This is a genomic window from Gaoshiqia sediminis, from assembly GCF_025907915.1.
Lineage (GTDB): Bacteria > Bacteroidota > Bacteroidia > Bacteroidales > Prolixibacteraceae > Gaoshiqia > Gaoshiqia sediminis.
The window spans coordinates 24,094-49,486 of sequence record NZ_JAPAAF010000012.1 but is presented as its reverse complement, the minus strand read 5'-3'; the positions used below and the strand labels follow the sequence as shown (position 1 = coordinate 49,486).

Below are 25,393 nucleotides of genomic sequence, written 5' to 3'. Positions count from 1 at the left end.
AAGATAAATGATCATATGAAATTCCATCAATCTCACCTCATCGCAATTGCAATTTTTCTGCTTTGGTCCTGTCAATCAGCAACCAATGACATCAAACAATCCAATCTCAAACTGTGGTACAACCAGCCTGCCGATGCTTCAGTTGCCGACGATCCCAGCGGCTGGAAAGATGATCCGGAATGGCTGAAAGCCTTGCCTTTGGGCAACGGTTCGTTGGGTGTGATGGTTTTTGGCGATGTCAATAAAGAACGCATCCAGCTCAACGAGGAAAGCATGTGGTCGGGAAGTCCGGCAGACAATGATAACCCGGCGGCAGCTGCAGCCCTGCCTAAGATTCGGCAGCTACTTTTTGAGGGCAAATATAAAGAAGCTACCGAGCTAACCAATCAAACGATGGTATGCAAAGGAGCCGGATCGGGCCATGGCAATGGAGCCGAAGTTCCGTTTGGCTGTTTCCAAACGTTGGGCGATTTGTGGATCGACCATGGCAACCCAACTAGCTTCGAGAACTACCATCGCCAGTTGGATTTGGATGAGGCCGTCGTTCGGGTTCGGTACACGCAGGATGGTGTGGATTATCAACGTGAAATTTTCACCAGCTACCCGGACCAAGTGATGGTTGCCCGCTTTTCGGCAGACCAACCGGGGCAGATTTCATTCACCTGCACCATGAACCGTCCCGAACGTTACCAAACCTCTGCCGAAGATGACCAACTGGTGATGGCAGGCGCACTTTCGGACGGAAAGGGCGGCAACGGCTTGCAATACATGGCCCGATTGAAGGCGGTAAGCAAAAACGGTGAAGTACGTTATGAGGGTGATCAGATGATTGTTGAAAATGCCGACGAAGTGACCCTGCTCCTTTCCGCATCAACCAACCATGTGCTCGAATACCCCGATTATACCGGAAGAGATTATGAAACCATCACCCAACAAAATCTTGACAAGGCAGCTGCCAAATCATTCGACGAACTAAAGCGTAGCCATACCAAAGAATACCAGGACTATTTTCAGCGTGTTGGCCTTGATCTGACTCCCGGTGAAATAGCTCCGATACCGACAGACGAACGAATTGAACAATTCAAGCAAAACCCGTCTGATCCACATTTAGTTGAGCTGATGTTCCAGTATGGGCGCTACCTGCTCATTTCCTCCTCGCGCCCCGGCACCTTGCCGGCTAACTTGCAGGGAATTTGGGCCAACAAAATTCAAACCCCCTGGAACGGTGATTACCACACGGATGTGAATGTGGAGATGAACTACTGGCCGGCCGAGGTTACCAACCTTTCCGAAATGCACCTGCCCTTGTTCGACCTGATTGAATCGCTGGTTGAACCAGGGACCAAGACGGCACAGACGCAGTATGAGTTGGATGGATGGGTGGTTCACCCCATCACCAATATTTGGGGATACACTTCACCGGGCGAGGCCGCGAGCTGGGGAATGCACACGGGAGCCGGCGCTTGGATCAGTACGCACATTGCAGAGCATTATGCGTTTACGGGTGATCAGAATTTTCTTAAACGAATGTACCCGGTCTTGGCATCGTCCGTCCGCTTTTACCTCGACTGGCTGGTTGAAGATCCAGTTTCTGGCAAATTGGTTTCGGGGCCGGCGGTTTCACCCGAAAATACCTTTATCGCACCCGACAGCAGCCGAAGCCAGATTAGTATGGGGCCTGCGCACGACCAGCAAGTGATCTGGCAGCTTTTCACTGACTTCCTGATGGCATCGAACCAACTAAGCATAGACGATGAATTGATCCGGCAGGTGGCTGAAGCGAAAGAACAGCTCGCCGGTCCTGAAATTAGCGCTGATGGCCGGTTAATGGAGTGGGCTGAAGCATTTCCGGAAGTGGAGCCCGGACACCGGCATATTTCACATCTGTTTGCAGTTCATCCGGGAGCACAAATCTCCGTGGAGCAAACGCCTGAATGGGCTGCTGCTGCGAAGAAGTCGCTCGATTACCGGATTGAAAACGGTGGTGGGCACACCGGATGGAGTGCCGCCTGGCTGGTAAGCCAATATGCGCGGCTGCACGAAGCCGAAAAAGCCAGGGAGAGCTTGAATACGGTTTTAAGTAAAAGCACAAGCCCAAACTTATTTGGTCAACACCCGCCATTTCAGATGGATGCCAATTTTGGAGCAACCGCCGGAATAGCGGAAATGCTGCTCCAAAGTCACACCGGAAACATCAACCTTTTGCCGGCCCTTCCGGAGGCATGGCCAAACGGAGAAGTAAGCGGACTCAAAGCGCGTGGGAACTTCACTGTCAATATCCAATGGAAAGATGGCCGTTTTGAATGTGCAGAGATCTTTGGTCGGCCCGCGCAAAAAGGATCGTATAGAATTAATGGCGGAGAAGTGCAAAATTTCGAGATTTCTCAAGATGGTATATACCGAATTATTGATTAAAAAATGTGAGAAGAATAATAGATGGTATTTTGATGCTACTAATGGTTGTCTTGTTCAGTTAAGTAGTAATTGGCCAGGAAAAAGAACTGCTTTTTCTTATCTTTTTGGATAGATCAATTGAAGTCTGTTTGAAGTAAATATCAGCGAATCAATCGTGTGAAATATGGCAGTGGCTATGATGGAAAATGGTTTTAAAGATACCGATTACAACTAGATCATATTGGTTGATATATGGATGGTGGGTTTGATGAAAAAGACAAAATTCGTCCGGCTTATCTGTTTTGGGCAGGATTTGGGTGCTGTCAAGGGCGACATTGGTACGAAACCGCTTGTTATACCCTTGACAGGTTCCGGATCCTGTTCTTTTTCGCTCTCAGCATTGGTGACACCAGGCCGTCAGATAGCCAGATAGATTTCAAGATTTGTTGATTTTACGAGCCAATGGCATATATCCACACAAGAAAACGGAATTCAACACAACCTGCATTTCCCAAATTTTTCATTCCTTTATGCTTTCAAAACGCAACTTTTGACTGCTACACGAAACGATATTGATTTTCATTTGGTCCAATCTCTTCGCCGGGGAGACCATACTGCCTTCGAAAAGCTGTTTCGGCGCTATGCCCGGAAGCTTTTCAGTTTTTCCGTTTCGTACCTGAAACATGAAGACGAGGCAGAGGAAATCGTGCAAGAGGTATTTTCGCGGATCTGGGCAAACCGGGAATCTTTGAGAGAAGATACTTCGTTCCAATCTTATCTTTTTACGATTGCCTTCAATGCGGTGAAGAAAACCTTCAACGAAAATGCCCGGGCAAACCGGTTTAAACTGGAGATTGTGGATGCGTTGGACGAGGAATCATCGGCTACTGATTATGAACAGCATTACCAGTTGGTTATCCGGAAGTTAGACCAGTTTATTGCTGAAATGCCGGAAAAAAGAAGGCAGATTTTTGTGTGGCGAAAAAAAGAAAGTAAATCGGTGAAACAGATTGCCGGGGAGATGAATATTTCCGTCAAGACGGTTGAAAATCAGATCACCGAAGCGATGAAGTATTTAAAGGAAAGGTTCAACAAAGAGTTGCCCGAAGATCTGATCCTGCTCTATTTCTATCTGCAAAAGAGTATGGTTGACTAATTTAACCGCTGCCAGGTCGAACTGATTTACAATCAGCTGGCCACTTATTTCCAACATCCCGGAAAATTTTCTCTTTTTCGAATAGGGGTTTTCCCATTTTTCAGATATAACCTGTGAATTCAGAACATTCATGGAAAGGAAAACACCCATACAACAATTACTCAACCGGTTAATTAGCGGAGACTACAGTCGTTCCGACTACCGGCAGCTGACCGAATTGTTTGCTCAGGAAAACGATGAACAGTTGAGCTCGCAGATGCAGGATCATTGGACAGAGATACCGGCAGACCACCCCCTCCCCGCCCGGCTGCAACGGATGCTGGCGAACTTCAAGGCACAACATCAACCACCAAGCGGTCATCGGATTGTACGACTGCTCCACTACTACCAAAAAATAGCAGCCATTTTGCTGATCCCGCTTTTGCTGGGAATCGGTATCTGGTTTCTTCAACCCAAATCGTTGGAAACCTGCGCTATGGCTACCCTTCATTCACCCGAGGGCGCACGTACGGAATTTGAACTGCCGGATGGTACTACCGGCTGGTTAAACAGCGGTTCGTCCATCAGTTTCCCGGTAACCTTTGCCGATACGCGCGAAGTAAGCCTGACCGGAGAAGCTTTTTTTGAAGTGGCCCGCCGCCAAGGCCGAAAGTTCCGGGTGAAAACGAAAGCGCTCACCGTTCAGGTGTTGGGTACGGCATTCAATGTTGCCGCTTACGATGATGACCCGGAAGTCCAGGTCGTTTTAAAAGAAGGAAGTGTTCAGGTTTTCGACCCAGTCCACCGGGAAGGTTATCTGATGAAACCGGATGAAGCTTTTTCTTATGACTTGATCCAAAGAAAGGCAACCGTTCGTCAGGTAAATGCCGCAGAACTGACTTCCTGGACCGAAGGAATCCTTCGGTTTAAAAAGGAACCGTTGTCCGAAGTGATGGAAAAACTGGCTCGTTGGTATAATGCCGAAATTCAGGTCACGGATCCGCAGTTGCAGGATTATAATTTCACGGCCACCTTTCAGGACGAACAGCTGGAAGATATCCTGGAGATGATTGCTCTGACCACTCCGATGAAATACCGGATTGAAGACCGTAAACTCAATACACATGGAATTTATATGAAAAAGAAAGTCATTATCGAAAGAAACTGACGGAAGCAAAAACAGGAAAGTGCTGGTACCACTTCCCTGTCATCTTTGCAGTGTCATTTCAGCAAATTTAGTATTAACACTACAACCGTAAATTTATGAAAAAATCTGAGAAATGTAGGGTAGGCCTTTGGCATGCCTTAAAAAAAACGTTCATGCTCATGCGACTAACAATTCTACTTATTCTTCTTGGTTTGTTGCAGGTTACTGCCAAGAGCGGCTATTCGCAGCAAACCCTGATTTCGATGGCTCTAAAAAACGCGCAGGTCGTTGATGTGTTAAATGTCATTGAGAACCAGACCGATTATTTCTTTCTGTATAATCAGGATCTTGTTGATGTGACCCGAAGGGTAAACATTGATGTTGAAAATCAAAACATTGATCAGGTGCTGACCAAACTCTTCGATCAATCGGACGTCAATTTTGTGATTAAAAACCGTCAGATTATCCTGACCAACTTAAAGGAAAACACATCCAGCGTACAACAACCGCAAACGGTATCGGGTAAAGTCACCGACTCTTCTGGGCAACCCTTACCGGGGGTCACAGTGCTTATCAAAGGAACTACCAACGGTACCATTACCGACTTTGGCGGGAATTACAACCTGAAGAATATTCCGGCAGATGCCGTACTGGTGTTTTCGTTTGTGGGAATGAGTAACCAGGAAGTGCCCGTCAACGGGCAATCCAGCTTAAACATTATCATGAAAGAGGAAAGCATTGGCATAGAGGAGGTGGTAGCGATTGGTTATGGTACAGTACGTAAGAGGGATCTTACTGGTTCAGTTCAATCCGTTAAAAGCGAGGATATTGTTATCGCGCCCAAGGGTAATGTAATGGAATCAATTCAAGGACGAGTTGCCGGGTTGAACATAAACCGTTCCTCGGGAAGATCAGGTGCTGAGATGATCATGAGTTTGAGAGGAACCAGATCTATAAACGGAAGTAATACCCCCTTATTTATCATTGATGGGGTAGAAGGTAATTACGAAGATATCAATCCTAATGATATTGAATCAATTGAAGTATTGAAAGATGCCTCATCAACGGCAATCTACGGTTCAGCTGGAGCTAACGGTGTTATTATTATCTCTTCGAAAACCGGGAAAAAGGGAGAATTGAAAATTAACTTTGATGCTTATACTGGTGTAAATGGGCTATTGCAGTTTCCTGCAGTACGTACAGGTGATGATTATATTGAATTAAGACGTCAGGCCAATCGAACAATAGGGGCTTGGTCTACTGGAGACCCAGATTCAAAGGTATTTACTAACGACGAATGGAATGCCATTGAAAATGATCAATGGGCCGATTGGTTTGATTTGGGAACACGAAATGGTACTTTACAGAACTATTCACTTTCCATGTCAGGAGGAAATGATAAAACATCAGCATACTTTTCCTTGAATTATTATAATGAAGAGGGCATTTTAAAAGATGACGACAATACACGTTATTCGTTCAGGGGAAGTGTTGAACACAGAATTAATGATTGGATAAAAGGTGGGTTAAACGTTTTAGGAGCTTTTACTGACCGTAACGAACGCAAAGGGCAATACTTCACACGTGTATTAAGCTTGATGCCTTTAGGAACTCCATATAATGAAGATGGATTGATAAATCCTTTCCCATTAGCCGGAGATACCCAGTTGAGTCCATTGGCAGATATGGCTAAAAACCAATACACAAACAACTATCATATTCTTGGAGTAAATCCAACAACATATTTGGAAATCAACCCAGTAAAAGGGCTTTCATTGAGAACTGTATTAAGCTCTTATTTGAACTTTTCGCGGCATGGCCTGTATAAAGGTGCCTTGTCTGCTGATGGCTATGGAGATGGGAAGAGTTCAGCTCAAGTAATTAATGGTAACATATATAACTACAAGTGGGAGAATATTCTTAGTTATAAGTATGATCTTTCAGATGATCACCATTTTATTTTTACTGGTGTGACAAGCTGGTCGAAGAATCAAAACGAGAATTCTAGTATCCTCGGCTATAACATCGACTGGGATAAATATCTTTTCCACAATCTGGCAGCTACTGATGGAACAAGTCGTGTGGCAACATCTAATTATACAAGAACTCAATTGATGTCTTATGTTGCCCGTTTAAATTATAATTATAAAGATCGTTATTTGTTCACTGTCTCCAATCGTTGGGATGGTTCCTCTATTTTAGCTGAGGGTAAAAAATGGGATAATTTTCCAGCAGCAGCAATTGCTTGGCGGATCAGTGATGAACCTTTTATGACAGATGCGTCAAGTATTGATAATCTGAAACTTCGTGTTGGGTACGGAATAACAGGTAATGCAGGGGCAGATGCCTACTCGACCTTAAGCTTTGGTGCAGCAGGTTCAAACCTCGCATTTCAGGAAACACCAGCTCCTTATTATATGTTTTCAAGAAATATCGCCAATAAAGATCTTGGCTGGGAAAAATCATATAACTGGAATGCCGGTGTTGATCTAAATATGTTTAAAAATCGCTTAAACATCACTCTGGATGCTTATAGAACAAATACAAAAGACATTTTATTCAATCGAAACCTCCCGGCGTCGACCGGAGGTTACCAAACAAGCAATTATTCCATTTGGGAAAATGTTTGTGAGACTTTGAATCAAGGGGTTGAAGCCGTGATTAACTCGAATAATTTGAAAGACAGGGAACTTACATGGTCAACAACACTGACATTTGCGAGGAACCATGAAGAGATTACAGAGTTTACGAGCGATGCACCCGTTACAAATGGTCGACTTTATTTGGTGAAAGGGCATCCAATAAACTCTCACTACGATTATAAATATCTTGGTATTTGGCAAGAGAATGAAGCAGAGGAAGCTGCTGTATTTGGGAGGGTTCCGGGAGATGTAAAGATTCTGGACTACAATAAAGATAGCCAATACACCACTGATGATCGTGTTGTGCTTGGATCACCAACGCCGAAATGGACAGCTGGATTATCAAACACATTCACTTACAAAGGATTTGATCTTACAATCTTTTTAGATTCCCGTTGGGGAGGGATGATGAATTATATGATCATGGGCTGGTACAATCCTGACGGTACGGGCAATGGTCCCGCTCTTGCAGATTATTGGACACCTGAAAATCCTGGAGGTCACTTCCCTCGTCCAAATGCCTCTTATGGTCGTTTTGCGAATATGCCGTTGGGAACTACCAGTCTCTTTTATATCGATGGTTCATACATCAAACTGCGTAACCTGACATTAGGTTATTCGCTTCCAAAATCACTTCTGAGAAAACTGGATCTTACAAAAGCCAGGATTTATGCAACGGCTTCAAACTTATTCACTTACACTAAAAGCGATTACTTGAAGGATTATGATCCGGAATTGGGAGGAGCTGATGAGTTCCCATTGGCAAGACAAGTTGTAATTGGTGTAAATATTTCATTCTAATCTGATGTGTCATATGAAAACAAAAAGTATTATTTCAAAGAGTTGGGCAGTAGTAGCGGGAGTCTTACTATTTACAGCATGTTCACTTGAGGAATTTAATCCCTCCGGCGGCCCAACAGCAGAGGAACATTATTCTACACCTGAAGGTTACGGTGAATTGATAAATGCATGTTATTTTCCTCTAACCCGTTCATGGACTGGTGGAGGAGAGGATTATACAGTATATTCAGCAGAATGTGGTACGGATTTATGGACTTGCCCAAAAGGTGAGGGTTGGATGAAAGAGATTTTTTATTATACCGGATTAAACGGGGGAACAGCTCATTTAAATGAGCCTTGGCAATCCAGTTATGAAAGTGTTAATTATTGCAATGCTGCGATTCATCTTATAGATAATGCAGGTTTTACCAATGATGCTGAGCGCAATGCCAAGGTTGCAGAGGCTCATTTTTTAAGGGCATTCTTCAACTTCTTTTTAGTTGAACAATTTGGAGCAGTGTATCTTCCGTTAGAAGAGACTACCTCTCCTATAACAGATGTTCCTCGTTCTTCTGTGGCAGAATTTTATAATTTAATTTTTGCAGACTTGAAATTTGCTATGCAATATTTGCCTAAAATACAGGAAGAAAGAGGACGTGCAACCAGAGGAGCAGCCTACCATCTTTATGCAAAGGCATCCCTTCAATATGCTTCTTATGACGATGTTTCTAATAAAACGGAGTTATATACAGACGCGAAGAATGCTGCACTAGAACTGATTAATAACCAGGCATCTTATGGTTTAAGACTTTATGATGATCCATCTGAAGTTTTTGATGTCGCAAACAACAAAAATAATGAGGAAGCAATTTGGGTAGCCACCCATTCTCAAAGTAGCACGTTAAATCCACGTGGATCAAAATATTGGAATCGCGTTTACAAACAATTTGGATTACTACAATCAACAAACCAGTGTGGGATTGTTTGGGATATTAATTCAGAATTTGTCAAATGTGAAAATCGAATTATGCCTACCAGGGCACTTCTGGACTTATACGGAAACAAAGATACCCGTTATGACGCTTACTTTCGTGAAAATTACATTGCCAATGGTGATTATACATGGTCTGCAGGGGACTGCTCCAAATTTGGCAAAGATCCTGCTGTTTTTGAAGGGAAGAAAACGATCTCTGTTGGCGAGTTGGGGATGTCTTTTACCCGTCAGGACATAGCAGATCCGTTTTCTTTGGACTACGCTTGTTTGGATAGAGATCTGGTCTATAATGAAGATGGAACAATTAACACGAATTATACAAATGTTGGCCACCCAGTCCTGAAGAAGTATGAAGCCCCTGGGATGTATGCAGGGGAATTGCATAAATCGTTTTCTTGGGCAGACCATCTTGTATACCGTTTTGCTGAGACTTATTTATTAGCTGCTGAAGCTTGTTTCCGATTAGGTGAAACACCGACCGCTGTGACTTATTTCAATGTGATTCGTAACCGTGCTTGTGAGAATCATGATGGTAGCATGAATGTTGCTGCAAGCGACATTAATACAGATTTTATCCTAGCTGAACGAGGACGTGAACTTTGTGGTGAATATACTCGCTTCATGGACTTGAAACGCATGGGAAAAACTGTGTTTGCACAATATGTCAACAGCAATCCTGATATTAAGGCTCGGGGAGCTTTTAATGCAGATGTACATTTCTTGCGTCCGATACCGGAAAAATCAGAATTAAATTATCAGACTAATCCGGAAGTTTTTCAGAATCCAGGGTATTAGGAATGTGAATTTTTAGAATCTAAAATGCTGCCTGGTTTACAGGCGGCATTTTATCTAGACTAGATGAGTTGTGAGATTGAGTACTAAATTAGGTGCTCTTATATAATTTGTATGGTTTCTATCATATAATTCTTCAAAAAAGGAGGGAAAATGAAATTAGCAAAAGTTACAACTGTTTATTTACTAACTCTTTTCTTCGTAAGTTTTACAATGATGAGTTGTTTTCATGAAAAAGTTTTTCCCGGTGAGACTAAAACTATTTCAGTAAAGGCATCGAATTTCTCAAATGGTTCGAACATGGTCGCTTTCAATGATTCGAACTATCTTAAGTTCGTAATTGAAACAACACGAACGGTTCCTTTTTGCCAATCAGCTGTAAAACAAAGCATAGAGCCAGCATCTTTGGGCCCTGATCCAGATATACCATATTTCACCGTTCGATTTTCAATGCCAATTCCACCTGTTTACAATGAGACGGAAGTTGGTCCAGTCGTCGGCATAGATTCAATGGTTTTCCATCATAATCATTCTCCCGGATTTGAAATTCTTCCAAATGGAGATGCATTAGCCGTCTATTTTAGCACCCCTATGGGAAAAGCAGAAGCAGATCCTTCTACTTCATTTGTTCAAGCACGTTTGCGCTATGGTTCTGAAGATTGGGATATGCCAGAATTATTCTTCAAAACCAATGGATTTAATGATCAATCAGGCTTGCTATGGAGCGATAACGAGAAGATTTGGTTTTTTGGAGGTGGTCGAAATATTTCAGATTACGTTCCATTCCGGTTAGCTGTTTCTGAGGACAATGGAGTTAATTGGATATATTCTATTCCGCAAATAGATAAGCCAGCTACAGATTATACTGCCCAACCTATTACCAATGCTTTTCGTGCTCCGGATAGCACGATCTATTTCTCAATGGATGCAGATGGTTCTCAAAGTTTCTTATGGAGCAGTGCTGATAATGGAAGTCATTGGAAAGATATGGGGGGGCGTACAGGTGGCCGTCATTCTACAATTATTCCTTTAGATGATAATGGCACGCTGCTTTCAATTGGTGGAAAAAATGCCAATGTAAATGGCTGGTCGCCACAAAATATCTCAACCGACTGGGGCGCAACATGGAGCGAAAGCGAAGAGGCGCCATTTCCTCCATTAGGATCAGCTCAACGACCGTCGATGATTCGGCTAAACTCGGGAAATCTTCTTTTAGTCAGCGATTCTTACAATCATAAAGCAAAGACACCACCTCCGACGGGATGGGAATATGGAAACAGCTGTTTTGTGGCGATTTCAAAAGATAATGGTCAGTCTTGGCATGTTAAAACTTTACCTGTTCAGATACCTGCACATCAACGTGTCGAATATCCTTCTCTAGGTTATGTCACTGCCAGGCAAGCACCCAATGGAATTATTCATTTATTGACCACTGTGACTCTTCCTCCGTTACATTATGAATTTAATGAGGCGTGGATTTGGTCTGAAGCTGGTGACATTTCTCCAGAAACAACAGGAGGAATTATAAAGGAGTATTCAGAACGTTATAGTAATGGTCAACTTAGAATGAAGTGGAGTGCAAGGATCTGCTCCAATGGGCGGTATTTACTTCATGGCGAACAAATAACTTATTTTGAGAATGGAACAAAACAACATCTTGTAACCTATAAAAATGGCCGTAAAACGGGAGAGGAATTATACTGGTCACCTGACGGAAAAATGGTTTGGAGATGGGATCGGGATATAGAAAGAAACATTGGTGTTTGGACTCATTATTGGGCAAATGGGAATAAAAAAATCGAATCGACATGGAATTTAAACCCTGAGGCCCGTGATTTAAAACGAAACTTTTTGGGATATGTAGCGCATGGTCCTTCTATGCACTGGGACGAAAAAGGATTGTTGATAAATACCTACCATTTTATAAATGGAGTTATCCAGGATACAAACCAGTCTAAAGAATAGATAAGAGATGTTTTTTGCAGATAATGAATACTTCGGATTTGTGTGGGAGATTTAGAATAGAGAAATCACAGAATAGCTTTTAAGAAACATAAATGGATGAATTATTAAAAATTAACTAGTGTCCAATCATACATGACAGTAGCATTTTTTGCCATAGAGCAATCGATTGCTCTATAACAGTTTCTCGTCCCACCGGCATATCTGCAAGATTTCTTACTTTTCAGCCTTCAAACCAAAAAATGGTCCTGCAATCGATTCAAAATGCCGGAAATCTATTGGGCGGTCCATCAACTTAATCGAACGCTAACCAATGAAAAATCTGTTTCTTTCACTTCTGGTTATCTTTTTTTCTATTCAACTGTGTGCCGCCGGTTCTTCGAAGAAGGCAGTATCTGTTGGGAAATACCGTGTTTTTGAGCAAGTGGTGGAAAACCGGCAGCCGTATGCCAATCGTTTTACCGATGTGGAGTTGTTGGTGCAGTACCAGGCCCCGTCGGGGAGGATTGTTAATTTTTTCGGTTTTTATGACGGGAATGGTCAGGGGGAAGGCGATGCCCGGAATGGGCACATCTGGAAAATACGTTTTATGCCGGACGAAGCTGGAACCTGGCAGTATGTTTACCGCTGGTCGGACGGAACGCCGGGCGGGAAAGGCAGCTTTACCTGTTCCGGGCAAGGCGCCGGAAAGGGCATTCTGAAAGCTTACGCTCATAACCCGCATTGGTTTGCTTACAACGGCACCGAACCGGTTTGGCTGAAATCGTATTACGAAACGGGGCACGGATCGATTGGTCAGGACTTCGACTGGATTGTGGCCCACGTTTATCAGCCCTTGGCCGATCGCGGCTACAACCACCTGCAGGTAAACTGGTTGTTGTCGCTTTGCTGTTTCGGGCAGTACTACCTGGATGGCCCCGAGCCGGAGACGCTTGACCTGGCGCTATACCAGGAGGGAAAGCTGACCGAAACGATGAACCTAGATGTTTGGAAACGAATGGAACAGCATCTGGGCTGGCTGAACAAACGCGACATGGGGGTTCACATGTTTCTGGGGGTTGACGGCAGCCAAAACGAAGGCCCGGCCTGGAACAAACTTACGCCGGAGGAGAAGCGCTTCCTGGTGAAATACATGGTGGCCCGTCTGGCTCCATTTGCCAACCTGGCCGGATGGAATTTTGTTTGGGAAGTTCCGGGCGACCGCGAAAATCATGAGCTGGGGTTTGCCCGTTTGGTGAAGGAGTTTGATGTTTTTGATCACCTTCGCACGTATGAAGACGAGTTTCCCCGGGAGAATTTCTATCACCTGCCCGAATATTCTTTTGCAGCCATCGAGAACCACCAGATTGCCGCACCCGAAAAGAACCTGGAACGCAATTTATGGCGCGATGCCTGGACCCACCACATGGCCTGCCTGCTTGGCTACACGGGGAAGCCGGTGTTTATGAGCGAGGGCAATGCTCTTTGGCGCCGGTTTTGGCACGAACGTACCGGCGCCACCCAGGACGACCTTCGCCGTAGCGCCTGGGCCTGTGCCACAGCAGGCGCTTCATTTACCTGGAACGGACACGAAAAGGAATACGAGTTGTACGCCGGTGGCCCTTCCGGCTTGCCTTTCAACCAGGAAAATCCGTTTCTGCAATCCGAACAGGCGATCGATGTGCTGGCCGGTGTGATGCAGGAGGAAGTAGACTTTTACCGGATGAAAGCCAACGATAATCTGCTTACCAATCATCAACCCCTGCAGGTATATGCCCTGGCCGAACCGGGTGAACAGTACCTGGTATTTTCGCCCGGCGGAAATACCTTTGCGCTGACCCTGCAGCCCGGCACTTACAGTCGGGTATGCTGGATTGATACCAAAACCGGCGAAAAGCAGTCCGGTAATGAGATGACCGTTTCCGGATCAGCCGAATCTGTTGATTTTGTTCCGCCATCGGCTTCAACCGATTGGGTGTTGATCGTTCGCAAATAGCAGCATCTGCAGCTTTTTTAAAAACTATCCAATAATCTGATATCGAACTACTATGAAAGACAGAATCATTTGGGCAGCCATTCTTTGGTGTTTCGCAATTTTGGCCAATGCCCATGAGCCGGTAGAGAAATGGGGAATATTCGAGCTTCGTTTGGAAGCGCAGCCCCCCGGAAACCCATTTGTGGGGATCAGCTTGTCGGCCACTTTTACGAATGGCACAGAAACGTATTCCCCGGAAGGCTTTTACGATGGCAACGGAGTGTACAAGGTGCGCTTTATGCCCGGTACCGAAGGAACCTGGACGTACGAAACGCTCAGCAACTTTGCCGGGCTGAACGGACACAAAGGAGAATTTGTCTGTGTTGCCCCGTCGGCGGGTAATCACGGTCCGGTACGCATTCGCAACACCTATCATTTTGCCTATGCCGACAGCACCCCGTATTATCCCTTTGGCACAACTATTTACGAATGGGCTTTCCAATCCGATGAACGAAAAAAGCAAACCATTGAAACGCTGAAAAATTCACCCTTCAACAAGGCCCGCATGTTGGCCGTGCCCCCGTTTGGCGATCGTTATCAAAGCGGCCCGGATTCTCTGCATCATTTTCCGTATGAAGGAACACCGCCGCAAAACTGGGACTTCTCGTGCTTCAATCCAGAGTTTTTCCGCGAGCTGGAAAAATGCGTGACGGATCTTCAGGAAATCGGTGTGATAGCCGATCTGATTCTCTTCCGCCCCTACGACCATGGCCGTTGGGGGTTCGATACCATGACCCCCGAATGCAACGAGCAATTCACCCGGTACATGATCGCCCGTTTTGCAGCCTTCCGGAACATCTGGTGGAGCTTGTGCAACGAGAACAGTTTTATCCGTCACCTCACCGACGAGGATTGGGACCATCTTTTTCAGATAGTTGAAACATATGATCCTTACGGTCACATGCGCTCCATCCACAATGCCGGACGCATTTACGATTACAGCAAGCCATGGGTAACCCATGTGAGCTTACAGTATTACAACGCGGTGCGTGTTCCCGGTGTGTCGGCGTTGCTTCGCGATTTGTACCGAAAGCCTATTCTTCAGGATGAAATTAACTACGAAGGTAACGTGAGCCGTCGCTGGGGACAACTTAGCGGAGACGAAATGACGTATCGCTTCTGGAATACCTATATTGGCGGGGCGTATGCTACACACGGCGAAGCCATTGAAGGCGGGTGGCTGTCGAACGGCGGGCTGCTCACCGGCACCAGCCCGGCCCGGATTGCTTTCTTACGCGGGATTGTGGAATCGGGGCCGGCAGAAGGACTGAACCCCATCGATCAGTACTACGAGTTGAACATGGCCGGTAAGCCGGGAGAATATTACCTGATTTATTTCGGAAAAGAAAACATCCGGGAATGGCCGGTAAAACTACCGGATAATGAGTTGGAGGAGGGCATGGTGTTCCAGGCCGAAATCATCGATACCTGGAATATGACCATCACCCTGGTGAAACATACGTTTCAGCTGAAAAAGCTGGACAATTACAGTTTTGTTGACGAAAAAGGGCAAAGTATCCAATTGCCCGGGAAGCCCTATCAAGCCTTGCGGCTGACACGGATTGAATGAGTAATCTTTTAGAAATTGAGGGCTGGCAGTTACCGGTTTATGTTAGCGAAACGATCCGGTAATTGCACCTTGTTAGCCATATTTTGTACCTTGCGAGCTCAAATCATAAAACGAATACCAATCATGTTTATCACCAGACCTTACCGTCTTCAAAAATCGAAATTAAACGCGTTGAAACTGATGTTGAAAACCTGTCTGATCAGTCTGTTAATTTCTTTGCTGAGTGGACAAACCCAGGCTCAACCAGCCGAAGGAATTACCTGGCGCCGGGCTATGAGCCAGCCGTCTGAGTGGTATGGCAGCGCCGAGGCCATCCGCATTTCCGACAATGTGTTGTTGTACCAAAACAACAACGGAGGCTGGTCGAAAAACATCGACATGGCCCAAGAGTTAAGTCATTCCGAAGTCCAAAAACTAAAAAAAGAAAAATCACAGAAAACCGGTACCACCATTGATAATGGCGCCACTCATACCCAGCTTAACTACCTCGCTCGGGTGTACAAAGCTACGGGGCATGACCGTTTCCGGGAGGCTTTTCTGAAAGGAGTTGATTTTTTGCTGGAGGCGCAGTACGAAAATGGCGGATGGCCCCAGTTTTATCCCATCCGAAAAGGTTATTACGAAAACATCACCTTTAACGACAATGCCATGATTGGCGTCATGCGCCTGCTTCGGGGAATTGCCCGAAACGACGACCCGTTTTCGTTTGTGGATGAAGGAAGAAAGCAAAAAGCTGAGAAGGCTGTTGAAAAAGGGCTGGATATCATCCTGAAAACGCAGGTAGTGGTGGATGGAAAGCTGACCGCCTGGTGTGCCCAGCACGATAAAGAAATCCTGCTCCCGGCCAAAGCACGTGCCTACGAGCTGCCTTCACTCAGCGGAGGCGAAAGCGTCGGCATTGTGAAATACCTGATGGAGGTCGAAAACCAGGATGAGCGGGTTATTCTTGCAGTTAAAAGTGCCATTGCCTGGTTTGAAGAGGTGAAAATTGAGGGGCAGCGGGTGGAACGAAAGAAAGATCCTGCCTTACCAAAAGGATTCGACCTGGTGGTGGTAGATGATCCTGAAGCCGGACCGCTGTGGGCGCGTTTTTATGAAATCGGCACCAACCGGCCCATGTTTGTCGGACGCGACGGAGTGGTAAAATACCGGCTCGAAGAAATCGAATACGAACGCCGGGTTGGCTACAGTTACCTGCGAAATTATGCCGAAGATTTGCTAAAAGAGGACTATCCGCAGTGGCTGCAAAAATTGTAACCGCATAGAAATAAAAGGAACAACACCCGATGGATTAACCATGCGAACCTGTTGTTCCTTTTCTCCTGTTTGAGTTCCGGCGTGATGATTTATGCCAGCACCGACTCTATTTCGTAGGCAGGCATGGCGCCGTTTTTGGTACATACGAAGGCTGAAAGCTGAACGGCCATCCGGTGGGTTTCTTTGAGTGATTTTCCGCTTAACAGACCTGCAACCATTGCCGCCGTAAATGAATCGCCCGCCCCTACCGTGTCGGCCACTTCTACTTTCGGGGTTTCCAGAAAACTGGTTTCCGTTGGGGTAATCAAATAGCTGCCTTCGGTTCCGCAGGTGAGGGCCAGCAGTTTCAGCCCGTAGCGGTCGATCAGTGTCCGGCAGATTTCTTCATCGCTCCCGCTCAGGCCAAACAGATCGGCTAAAATCCGGATTTCGTCATCATTTATTTTCAGCACGTTGCAAAGCTGAAGTGATTCTTCAATCAGCTGCTTTGAAAAGAACTGCTGCCGCAGGTTGATGTCGAACACTTTCAATGAGCTGTCGGGCACCAGACTTACAAACTCACGAATGGAAGCCCTCGAAACTTCACCCCGTTGTGCCAGCGAACCAAAACAAACGGCCCGGGCATGCTTTGCCAGATCCGCATATTCGGATTTCATCCCGATAAAGTCCCACGCTACAGGCTGGCAGATCTCGTACTGCGGAATGCCGTTTCCACTCAAGGTCACTTGAACGATCCCCGTGACATGATCAACCTCTTGAAGATCGTATTGCAATCCTACTGCATCCAGTTTCTGGATGATTTCTGCCCCGAGTTCATCATGCCCGATGGCGCTGATCGCCAGGCTGTCGATTCCCAAACGGGAAACATGATAGGCAAAATTGCAGGGCGCTCCCCCCATTTGTTTATGGTCGGGGAAAACGTCCCACAGCAACTCTCCTATTCCTATTACCAATGGTTTCTTATTCATTGTCGTATCTTCTAAATGATTCCCAATTCTTTTTCAATTTGTTCCAGTGATTTGCCCTTGGTTTCCGGTATCCATATTTTCACAAATACGAAAGCGAGTACCGAGAAGATTCCAAAGATACCAAACAGGTAGCTCAATCCGAGTCCGCCCTGAATGACCGGGGCAAAGTAAACAGTGAGAAATGTACACAACCAGCTCACCGCTGTAGAGAACGACATGGCCACGCCTTTGATGCGGTTCGGGTAAATTTCGGAGATGATCACCCACATGACGGGGGCAAACGAGGCGGCAAAAAACGAAATGTACACCAGCAGGGCCGCCAGCACGCCGGGACCGTATTGCACCGGTTTGGCAAACTCCCAGGTAAGGTAGGTCAATGAGACAATCATTCCAACAGCACCCCAAAGCAACAGCGTTTTCCTCCCTTTCTTATCCACCAGCCAAAGGGCTACGATGGTCATCAGAAAGTTGACCAGCCCCACCACCATGGCCTGCATCATGGAATCGCCCTTGGCCGAGCCGGCTGCCTTGAACATTTCGGGAGCAAACATGATCACCGCATTAATGCCCGTAATTTGCTGCAAGGCAGCTATCAAGGTCCCTATCAACACAATTTTGCCGGTTTTACCTTTAAACAGTTCCGATATTTTTAACTTCTCCTTCTTCTTCTCCTCCGAAATGACTTTCTCCATCTGGGGCAGCTCGCTTGCCACCAAGGCTTTACCGCCAATTTTCAGCATAATCGCTTCGGCCTCAGCTTTGCGGGTTTTCGATACCAGCCAACGTGGGCTTTCGGGGAAGGACACCAGGATGAAAACCAGGTACAGCGACCCGAACAGGGCTGGTACGGCCAGCATGTACCGCCAGCTGTTGTCACCCAAACCGATGAGCAGATAGTCGAAAATATAAGCCAGCACAATGCCGATGGTAATGGCAAACTGGTTCATCGACACCAGGCGGCCCCGGTTATGAGCCGGCGATATCTCGGAAATGTACATGGGCCCCACCACCGAAGTGGCGCCAACGGCCAGACCCGACAATACACGAAAAACAATCAGGATGGCAGACGATTCAGCCAGGGCGCAGCCCAGCGCCGAAATAATATACAAAACTGCGGTGGCCAGCATCACTTTTCTTCGGCCATATTTCTCCGTAAAGTTACCGGTAAACAGGGCGCCGATCAGGCAGCCGATGGTCAATAAGGCTGCCACTGTTCCGAGTCCGCTGTCGGTGAGCGAAAACTCATCTTTCAGCATATCAACTGCTCCCGAAATACCGGCCATGTTCAGCCCAAACAAGAGGCCTCCGTTGATCGCCACAAAGGTGATCCAGTATAAATAGCCCTGTGGGGCATGGTTAGTTTTTGTCATCATTAAGTTGATTAATTTTTAATTGGTTTTAAAATTCGCGTTGCCAGACTATAATCAAGATACTCTAGTGAAACCCATTTCCGCTGTCTGCCTGTATTTAAACAGCACCACCTCTATAAGGCAGTTGGTTGTTTTTTGTTGATGGACAAAAAAGTCTTTTCCATGGATTACCAAATTCCAGCCAGTTGCCAAACTGAACCCTGAGTTAATTTCACGTCACCACCTTCTGAAAAAAGGCTGACCATCGTGAAATCTTCTGTTGGAAAAAAACATTCGGTCATTACAACCAGACCGCCTTTGGCAAACAATTCCACTGATGAATGATCAATTATCAGTTTCATATCCATCGATGGGTCGTTGTTAATATACGGCGCATAATGGATGCCTGCAAATTCGTTGTTTGGACTTTGCCATCCAGACTGGCTGCGATCAACATAAAACAGTTTATTCAGGTTGTCGTATCCAATGACCAGCTTTTCGCCCTTGCTGTTGGAAAGAACAACTCCGAAGCTTTCGGCGAAATTAAAACTGGTAGCATCTTTTGTATCGAAATTCAGATTAATCTCGACTGGAAACCGGAAAAGCTTTTTGAGATCATGCAAGCCGGAAATGGTAGTGGCTGGAATCAGTTGTTCTTTCATTTTCAACTGATCGAATTCAGCAACCGGCTTCGAAATCAACAAATATTCGTTATACACATCCACCAGCTCCAACTCGCGGGCCACCGTACAAGCTCCACGCCATCCCGACGTAGGTATCTCGTTTGCATATTGCCAGTTGTTCATCCAACCAATAAACAGTCGTCGTCCGTCTTCATCCGGAACATTTGACCAGGTGACCCCGGCATAATTGTCTTTGCCGTAATCAATCCACTTGGTTTTGTCGCCAATTGGAATGAACTGATGCCCGTCAAAATCACCCACAAAATATTGTGTGGCCGAGCCACCGTTTGGTCCACCGGGGTTGATGCTGACCAACATGACCCATTTGACCGTATCGCCAGTTTCCATTGGAAACAAATCGGGACATTCCCACACACCTCCATGAGCGCCTATATTTTGGCCAAAGTCACTTTCATATTCCCATTCAAGCAGGTCGGGCGAAGAATAGAGTTGCACCCGATCCTGGGCAGCCAGGATCATAATCCAGCGGTTGTTTTCTTCGTGCCAAATCACTTTCGGATCGCGGAAATCACGGATACCGGGATTGCTCAATACCGGATTATTGGCATATTTTGTCCAGCTGCGTCCCTTGTCGATACTGTAAGCAATGCCTTGGTATTGAAAAGTATCAGAGCCTGCACGTTCAAGCTCCGGATTGTGATAGGTATAAATGGCCACCAACGGAGGATTTTCTGAAGTTCCCAAACCCGAAGTGTTTGCTACATCCGCCACCGCGCTGCCCGAGAATATCCAACCAAGAGAATCGGGATACAGCGCCACTGGCATGTGTTCCCAATGCACCAAATCGGTGCTGACAGCGTGTCCCCAATGCATGGGCCCCCAAATGGTGCTGTCGGGGTAATGCTGATAGAATAAGTGATACTCTCCTTCGTAATAAACCATGCCGTTTGGATCGTTCATCCACATGCTATCGGGTGTAAAATGAACCTGCGGGCGGTACTGTTCTGCGTATTGTTCGGTTGTCTGTTGCTTTTGTGCGCAGCCCGAAGCCAGGATAGCCAGAACTGCAATGAGCAAATATTTTTTCATTCTTCTTTTGTTTTAGGTGTTATCGGATCATTGACTTCTTGAGTGCTTTTATCGTCAATGACTTGACAAATTTACTCTGCGTGTTGCCGTCAAGTCTTAAAAACTTGTAATTGTACCTTGGAAAAAACAAGGCGGTCATAACCTTTTCTCCCTGATTGATAAACAATTCAACTGAATTCTGATCGACCAGCAATGTAAGAGGCAGGGTTGCCCCTGTAGCTTGGTAGTCGCAACGAATTTCGCGCATAAATAAATTATTGAAGGTGACATGCCCCGAATTACTACGGTCAATCGTGAATTCACCATCTGTTGTACTGTAACTGATCGTGAGATCTTCCAATTCATTTCCGAGAGAAATGGTAAACTGATCTATCTCCGCAGGAATGATTTCCATTTCGACTTGATAGCTGCCCCCGGCGATAATTTCGTGGTAATCAACATGAATCTGATTGGCCGGGGTTTCGGGTGCAATCGTCTTTTGCGGATCAACTAATGTATTCAGCTCGTCCACCGGAGAGAAATGAAGAATGTAGCGATTGTCTTGCCTTTTCTTCAATTTGATTTCTCGCGGAACAGTCATTCCGCTGCGCCAACCGGATTCAGGTACAACATTGGCATACGCCCAGTTACTCATCCAACCAATAAACAGGCGCCGTCCGTCTGTTTCGGGAATATTGCTCCAGGTAACACCGGCATAGTTATCGATGCCATAGTCGGCCCACAGGATTTCGTCATTTTCTGAAACAAAGGAACTCCCGTCGAACTCTCCGATAAAATATTGGGTTGCGCTACCGCCGTTTGGTTCGCTATACTCGTTTCCTCCCAAACTAACCAGCATTACCCACTTTTCGGTTCCTTGTTCATCCTTCAACGGAAACAGGTCGGGACATTCCCATACGCCCCCGTGGTATCCCTCATTTTTTCCAAACTCACTTTCCAGTTCCCATGCTTTCAAGTCTGGCGATGAATAGATACGAATGTGGTCGTAAACGGCCAGCACCATGATCCATCTTTGGGTGGCTTCGTGCCAAATTACTTTTGGATCGCGAAAATCAGCTATCCCCGGATTGTCCAAAACCGGATTGTTTTCGTACTTGGCCCAGGTATCCCCTTTATCGTTGCTGTAAGCGAGGCTTTGAACCTGCCTCCCGGTTATATTTTGATGATGGGTGAAAATGGCCACCAATGGCGTTTCGCTTCCAGTTTTGAATCCGGCCGTGTTGTTTAGGTCTGCCACCGCACTCCCTGAAAAGATATACCCCAACTCATCGGGATATAGCTTGATCCCCTGGTCTTCCCAATGAAATAAATCAGTACTGACGGTATGCGCCCAATGCATAGGCCCCCAGGTGGTTCCATTAGGATAGTACTGGTAGAAAAGGTGATATTTGCCGTCGAAATAAACCATCCCATTGGGGTCGTTCATCCAGTTTGCCTGCGGCGTGTAATGATAGTAAGGCCTGAAATTGTGGTGATACATCACATCTGCACTGCTGTCAGTTTCTTCGTTATCGCTGCAGGCTCCCAGTAGCAGCACGGACATCAAAAATATGATCTTGCTAAGTTTCATTTATTTATAAGTTTTCGGAGACAATCTGCTTTCCGGTTTGAAAAAGCTTGTCTGTTTTCTGTAAAAAAAGGAGGCCAAAAGCTGTTTCGCCGGGTAAGATTTTTCTTGCCGACCCACAGATACAGCTTTTAGCCCACCTCAACATCCGTTGATTAATTTTTTTGAGACAAATAATTCAGTGAATTCTTTGTAATCAGGTTAATATTGGATTGATACGCATTTTCGCCGGAAGGATTGATGTCCCCCTGCTCGTTTTGATTGAATTCAAAACCGCCAATACCTTGATAAATTGCCTTCCCCTGATACTCATCGGTTGGAAGCAGTTCCATAACACCAGCCATAAAATAGTCGCGTATGCCGCCCCAAACGCCAAGCCATTGAACCTGGTTTGATGCAGTAAAAGCCGTATAGGCGTTTTCGTCTCCATTTCCGTAACCATGGAAACCGGCTACTTCAACAATCACATAGTTATGGTCTTCGCGGTAGCCCGGTCCAATGATTGGCACCCACTGATAACCATCATTATCCTGGTTAAAAGTAATCCCTTTATAAATCGGATGGCCAGTCATGTCATGTGCTCCCACGGTTGCTCCAATCGTCCAGGTATCGCCATTTTCAAACCCCTCTCCGTCGCCGATCACCATGTTGTAATTGTTCGTGATTCGCCCCAAAGTCCACAAATAAGCGCAGGCATGTCCATTGAACAGTAGATTGCCGCCATTTTTGTAGAAATTATTGATGGCGTTGAGTACATCGCTATCCAGCGCAGCAGCGGGAAGATCACGGCCCGAATCATAGTACCACCAAAGCACCCGGAAGTCATTCACATCGACTGAGCCATTTTTGATAGCATCGAAACTTACGTAAACTCCGTTATCGTAGTTTTCGAAGAACCATTCGGCAGCGGCTTTTTCATCGTCATCGGCAATCGCCCCAACATTAGGCGCTGTGCCCAAAAAGCCAATGTAAAATAGTTCAGATACAGTGATCGTATATTTACTGAATACATCACCATTGACAACCATCACTTCCAGAGGATTCGAAAAATCCATATTACCTGAAATTGCAGGAGTAATCGTTGCACCTTCTGCCAATTGAATCGTTGTGCTGAGGTTCGCCAAATCAGTGCCATCAGGTACTGTAACCGAAATCGTTTTATTTTTTTCATTGATTACTCCTTCAACACCATCGACTGAAAAGGCTGAGATCGTAACATCTTTATCCAATACCAAGTTGGATTTGTATTCTTCATCGCAAGAAATCATGCCTGCAAGGAATACGATCGCTAAAAGATTTAATATATGTTTTCTCATTTCGAATGTCTTTTACGTTTTAACACTTCCTTCTTTACCAACCATAGTTCTGCTGGTACAATCCTTTGCTGAAGTCAATTTGGTTTTGCGGAATAGCAAAGTACTCGTGTTTTCCTTTTGTAAACTGTCCATCTTTCAGGTATTCCCGCTTAACCGATTCTTCGGTAAAGTAATTGTTGATGTATTCAAAAGCAATTCCCCAGCGAACCAGATCATAAAATCGGATACCTTCCATGGCCAATTCAAGGCGACGTTCCCAACGCAATGCCTGACGGGCAAAATCCTGATTCCAGGTACAATTTTCTCCCGGCTTGTAAGTATCCATGCCGTAATTTGAAACCGGATTTCCATCCTTGTCCATAAGCATGGCTGTACTATTGATTGCCCGCTGGCGCACATCATTAATTATGGGCAGGGCCTCGTCCTCGCGACCAAGTTCGATGAGGGCTTCAGCCTTCCACAACAGAACATCAGCAAACCGGATGATATCGGTATTTTTGGAGCTAGCCATGAATGGCGGCACTTTCTCGAAGCAGGCACATGCGTAATGCTGATTTTCTTTCAGCGAAGAAAAATGTCCATAAATCTGGGTAGCACGGGCCCAATCTTTCTGGTAAATAAAATCAGGATCGTATTTCCAGGGATGCCCGGGAATGGCCACGGTGTGATTTAAACGGGCATCAAAGGTATTTTCCTGAAAATCGTCGCCTTCCAAAACGTCTGAATTATTAAAAGTATCGAACTGGGGAAGGCCGGCAGCATCCGTTTTAAACGAATTCACCAAATTTTGAGACGGAATGTGAAACCAACAACAGCCGTATTCCGGGTTCATGGGGTAATTCAGTGCATTTCCCCAGTCCAGGCGACCTTTAGGTGTGCCATCTTCGATAGACCGCTGAATGGAAAAAACCGATTCGGTGCTTCCTTCATCATGAGTCTGCAAAAAATTGTAGCCAAAATCTGCAAAAAGGGAATACTGTCCTGAGGCAATCACTTCATCAACCAGGTTAACCACTTCCTGAAGTTTTGATGCACTAATATTGGTTACGCTGTGTTGTTCATTTTGCTCGTAGGCTTGGTACAACTTGGTTTTTGCCAAATAGGCCAACGCGGCGTATTTGCCTGGCCGTCCTTTGTCGTTCTGGGTTTCGGGCAGATTATCAGCTGCAAACTGAAACTCGGCAGCAATTTTGTCCCACAATTCCTGATCGGAAAATTCTCGGTTTGACACTTCGTTGTAGGCGTTTCCTTCAATTGTTTCATCAATCCAAGGCATGTACTTGAACATGGTTTTCAAAATGAAATAGTGATGTGCCCGGAGGAAACGCATTTCAGCCTGACGGGCAAGTTTTTGGGGGTACTCCTCTGCCGATAGCTGATTGACAACTTTAAGCGCTTCGTTTGCTCGCCCAATGCCGACATAGAGCCGGTACCATTTCTGATCAACCAACGGATTATCTGTCGTGTTAAACGCAAATAATTCCATGAAGTTGAATTCCCAGATATCACCGGTTCCACCGCCCCCTTTATAGGAGTCGCCACTGGTAATGTCGGCATAAGGCCATAAGGAATTCGGTGCAGTATAGTGGTCATTACCCAATTCAGCGTAAGCAGAAATGACCATACTCTCTGCATTCTCGAGTGTTAAAAGCTGGTCGCTGCTAACAATGCTCTTTGGTGCCATTTCAAGAAACGAGTCCGAACAGGAAAACAGTAACCCTGAAGCTATTATCAGAATCCAGGCGGATATATTGTTGCTTATCTTTTTCATTG

15 protein-coding genes are annotated in these 25,393 nt (G+C 45.7%); 9 read left to right on the top strand and 6 right to left on the bottom strand.

Features of this window, described 5'->3' with window-relative positions; all coding sequences use genetic code 11:
- The first annotated feature begins 15 nt into the window (after positions 1–15).
- The 9 genes from N2K84_RS10220 (at position 16) to pelA (ending at position 16,687) form a co-directional block, all read left to right on the top strand.
- Positions 16–2,415, top strand: a complete 2,400-nt coding sequence (locus N2K84_RS10220; protein WP_282591709.1) for a glycoside hydrolase family 95 protein — start codon at positions 16–18, stop codon at positions 2,413–2,415.
- Between the two features lie 529 nt (positions 2,416–2,944).
- Positions 2,945–3,550, top strand: a complete 606-nt coding sequence (locus N2K84_RS10215) for an RNA polymerase sigma factor (RefSeq protein WP_282591708.1) — start codon at positions 2,945–2,947, stop codon at positions 3,548–3,550.
- A gap of 130 nt (positions 3,551–3,680) precedes the next feature.
- Positions 3,681–4,697: a FecR family protein gene (locus tag N2K84_RS10210; protein ID WP_282591707.1), complete on the top strand. Its 1,017-nt coding sequence runs from the start codon at positions 3,681–3,683 to the stop codon at positions 4,695–4,697.
- A gap of 95 nt (positions 4,698–4,792) precedes the next feature.
- Positions 4,793–8,119, top strand: a complete 3,327-nt coding sequence (locus tag N2K84_RS10205) for a TonB-dependent receptor (protein ID WP_282591706.1) — start codon at positions 4,793–4,795, stop codon at positions 8,117–8,119.
- A 13-nt stretch (positions 8,120–8,132) separates the two neighbouring features.
- Complete coding sequence (locus N2K84_RS10200; protein ID WP_282591705.1) at positions 8,133–9,887, top strand: RagB/SusD family nutrient uptake outer membrane protein; 1,755 nt, start codon at positions 8,133–8,135, stop codon at positions 9,885–9,887.
- Between the two features lie 150 nt (positions 9,888–10,037).
- Positions 10,038–11,849 (top strand): exo-alpha-sialidase, encoded by a 1,812-nt coding sequence (locus tag N2K84_RS10195; protein WP_282591704.1) that lies wholly within the window; start codon positions 10,038–10,040, stop codon positions 11,847–11,849.
- A 310-nt stretch (positions 11,850–12,159) separates the two neighbouring features.
- The gene (locus N2K84_RS10190; RefSeq protein ID WP_282591703.1) at positions 12,160–13,821 is read left to right on the top strand and encodes a DUF5060 domain-containing protein; all 1,662 of its coding nucleotides are present in this window, start codon (positions 12,160–12,162) and stop codon (positions 13,819–13,821) included.
- 52 nt (positions 13,822–13,873) lie between these two features.
- Complete coding sequence (locus N2K84_RS10185) at positions 13,874–15,430, top strand: DUF5060 domain-containing protein (protein ID WP_282591702.1); 1,557 nt, start codon at positions 13,874–13,876, stop codon at positions 15,428–15,430.
- A 123-nt stretch (positions 15,431–15,553) separates the two neighbouring features.
- Complete coding sequence (pelA, locus tag N2K84_RS10180) at positions 15,554–16,687, top strand: pectate lyase (protein WP_282591701.1); 1,134 nt, start codon at positions 15,554–15,556, stop codon at positions 16,685–16,687.
- An 89-nt stretch (positions 16,688–16,776) separates the two neighbouring features.
- On the opposite strand, the gene N2K84_RS10175 is transcribed toward pelA, so the two are convergent.
- The 6 genes from N2K84_RS10175 to N2K84_RS10150 all read right to left on the bottom strand — a co-directional run bounded on the left by N2K84_RS10175 (position 16,777) and on the right by N2K84_RS10150 (position 25,391).
- Positions 16,777–17,655: a carbohydrate kinase family protein gene (locus N2K84_RS10175; RefSeq protein WP_282591700.1), complete on the bottom strand. Its 879-nt coding sequence runs from the start codon at positions 17,653–17,655 to the stop codon at positions 16,777–16,779.
- 11 nt (positions 17,656–17,666) lie between these two features.
- Positions 17,667–19,028: a sugar porter family MFS transporter gene (locus N2K84_RS10170; RefSeq protein WP_282591699.1), complete on the bottom strand. Its 1,362-nt coding sequence runs from the start codon at positions 19,026–19,028 to the stop codon at positions 17,667–17,669.
- A 164-nt stretch (positions 19,029–19,192) separates the two neighbouring features.
- Positions 19,193–20,737 (bottom strand): glycoside hydrolase family 32 protein, encoded by a 1,545-nt coding sequence (locus N2K84_RS10165; RefSeq protein ID WP_282591698.1) that lies wholly within the window; start codon positions 20,735–20,737, stop codon positions 19,193–19,195.
- Between the two features lie 19 nt (positions 20,738–20,756).
- A complete protein-coding gene (locus N2K84_RS10160) occupies positions 20,757–22,307 on the bottom strand; it encodes a glycoside hydrolase family 32 protein (RefSeq protein WP_282591697.1) in 1,551 nt (516 codons plus the stop codon).
- Positions 22,308–22,459: 152 nt separating this feature from the next.
- Complete coding sequence (locus N2K84_RS10155; RefSeq protein ID WP_282591696.1) at positions 22,460–23,620, bottom strand: DUF4960 domain-containing protein; 1,161 nt, start codon at positions 23,618–23,620, stop codon at positions 22,460–22,462.
- Between the two features lie 34 nt (positions 23,621–23,654).
- On the bottom strand, positions 23,655–25,391 hold the full coding sequence (locus N2K84_RS10150) for a RagB/SusD family nutrient uptake outer membrane protein (protein WP_282591695.1): 1,737 nt from the start codon (positions 25,389–25,391) through the stop codon (positions 23,655–23,657).
- Positions 25,392–25,393 lie beyond the last annotated feature (2 nt).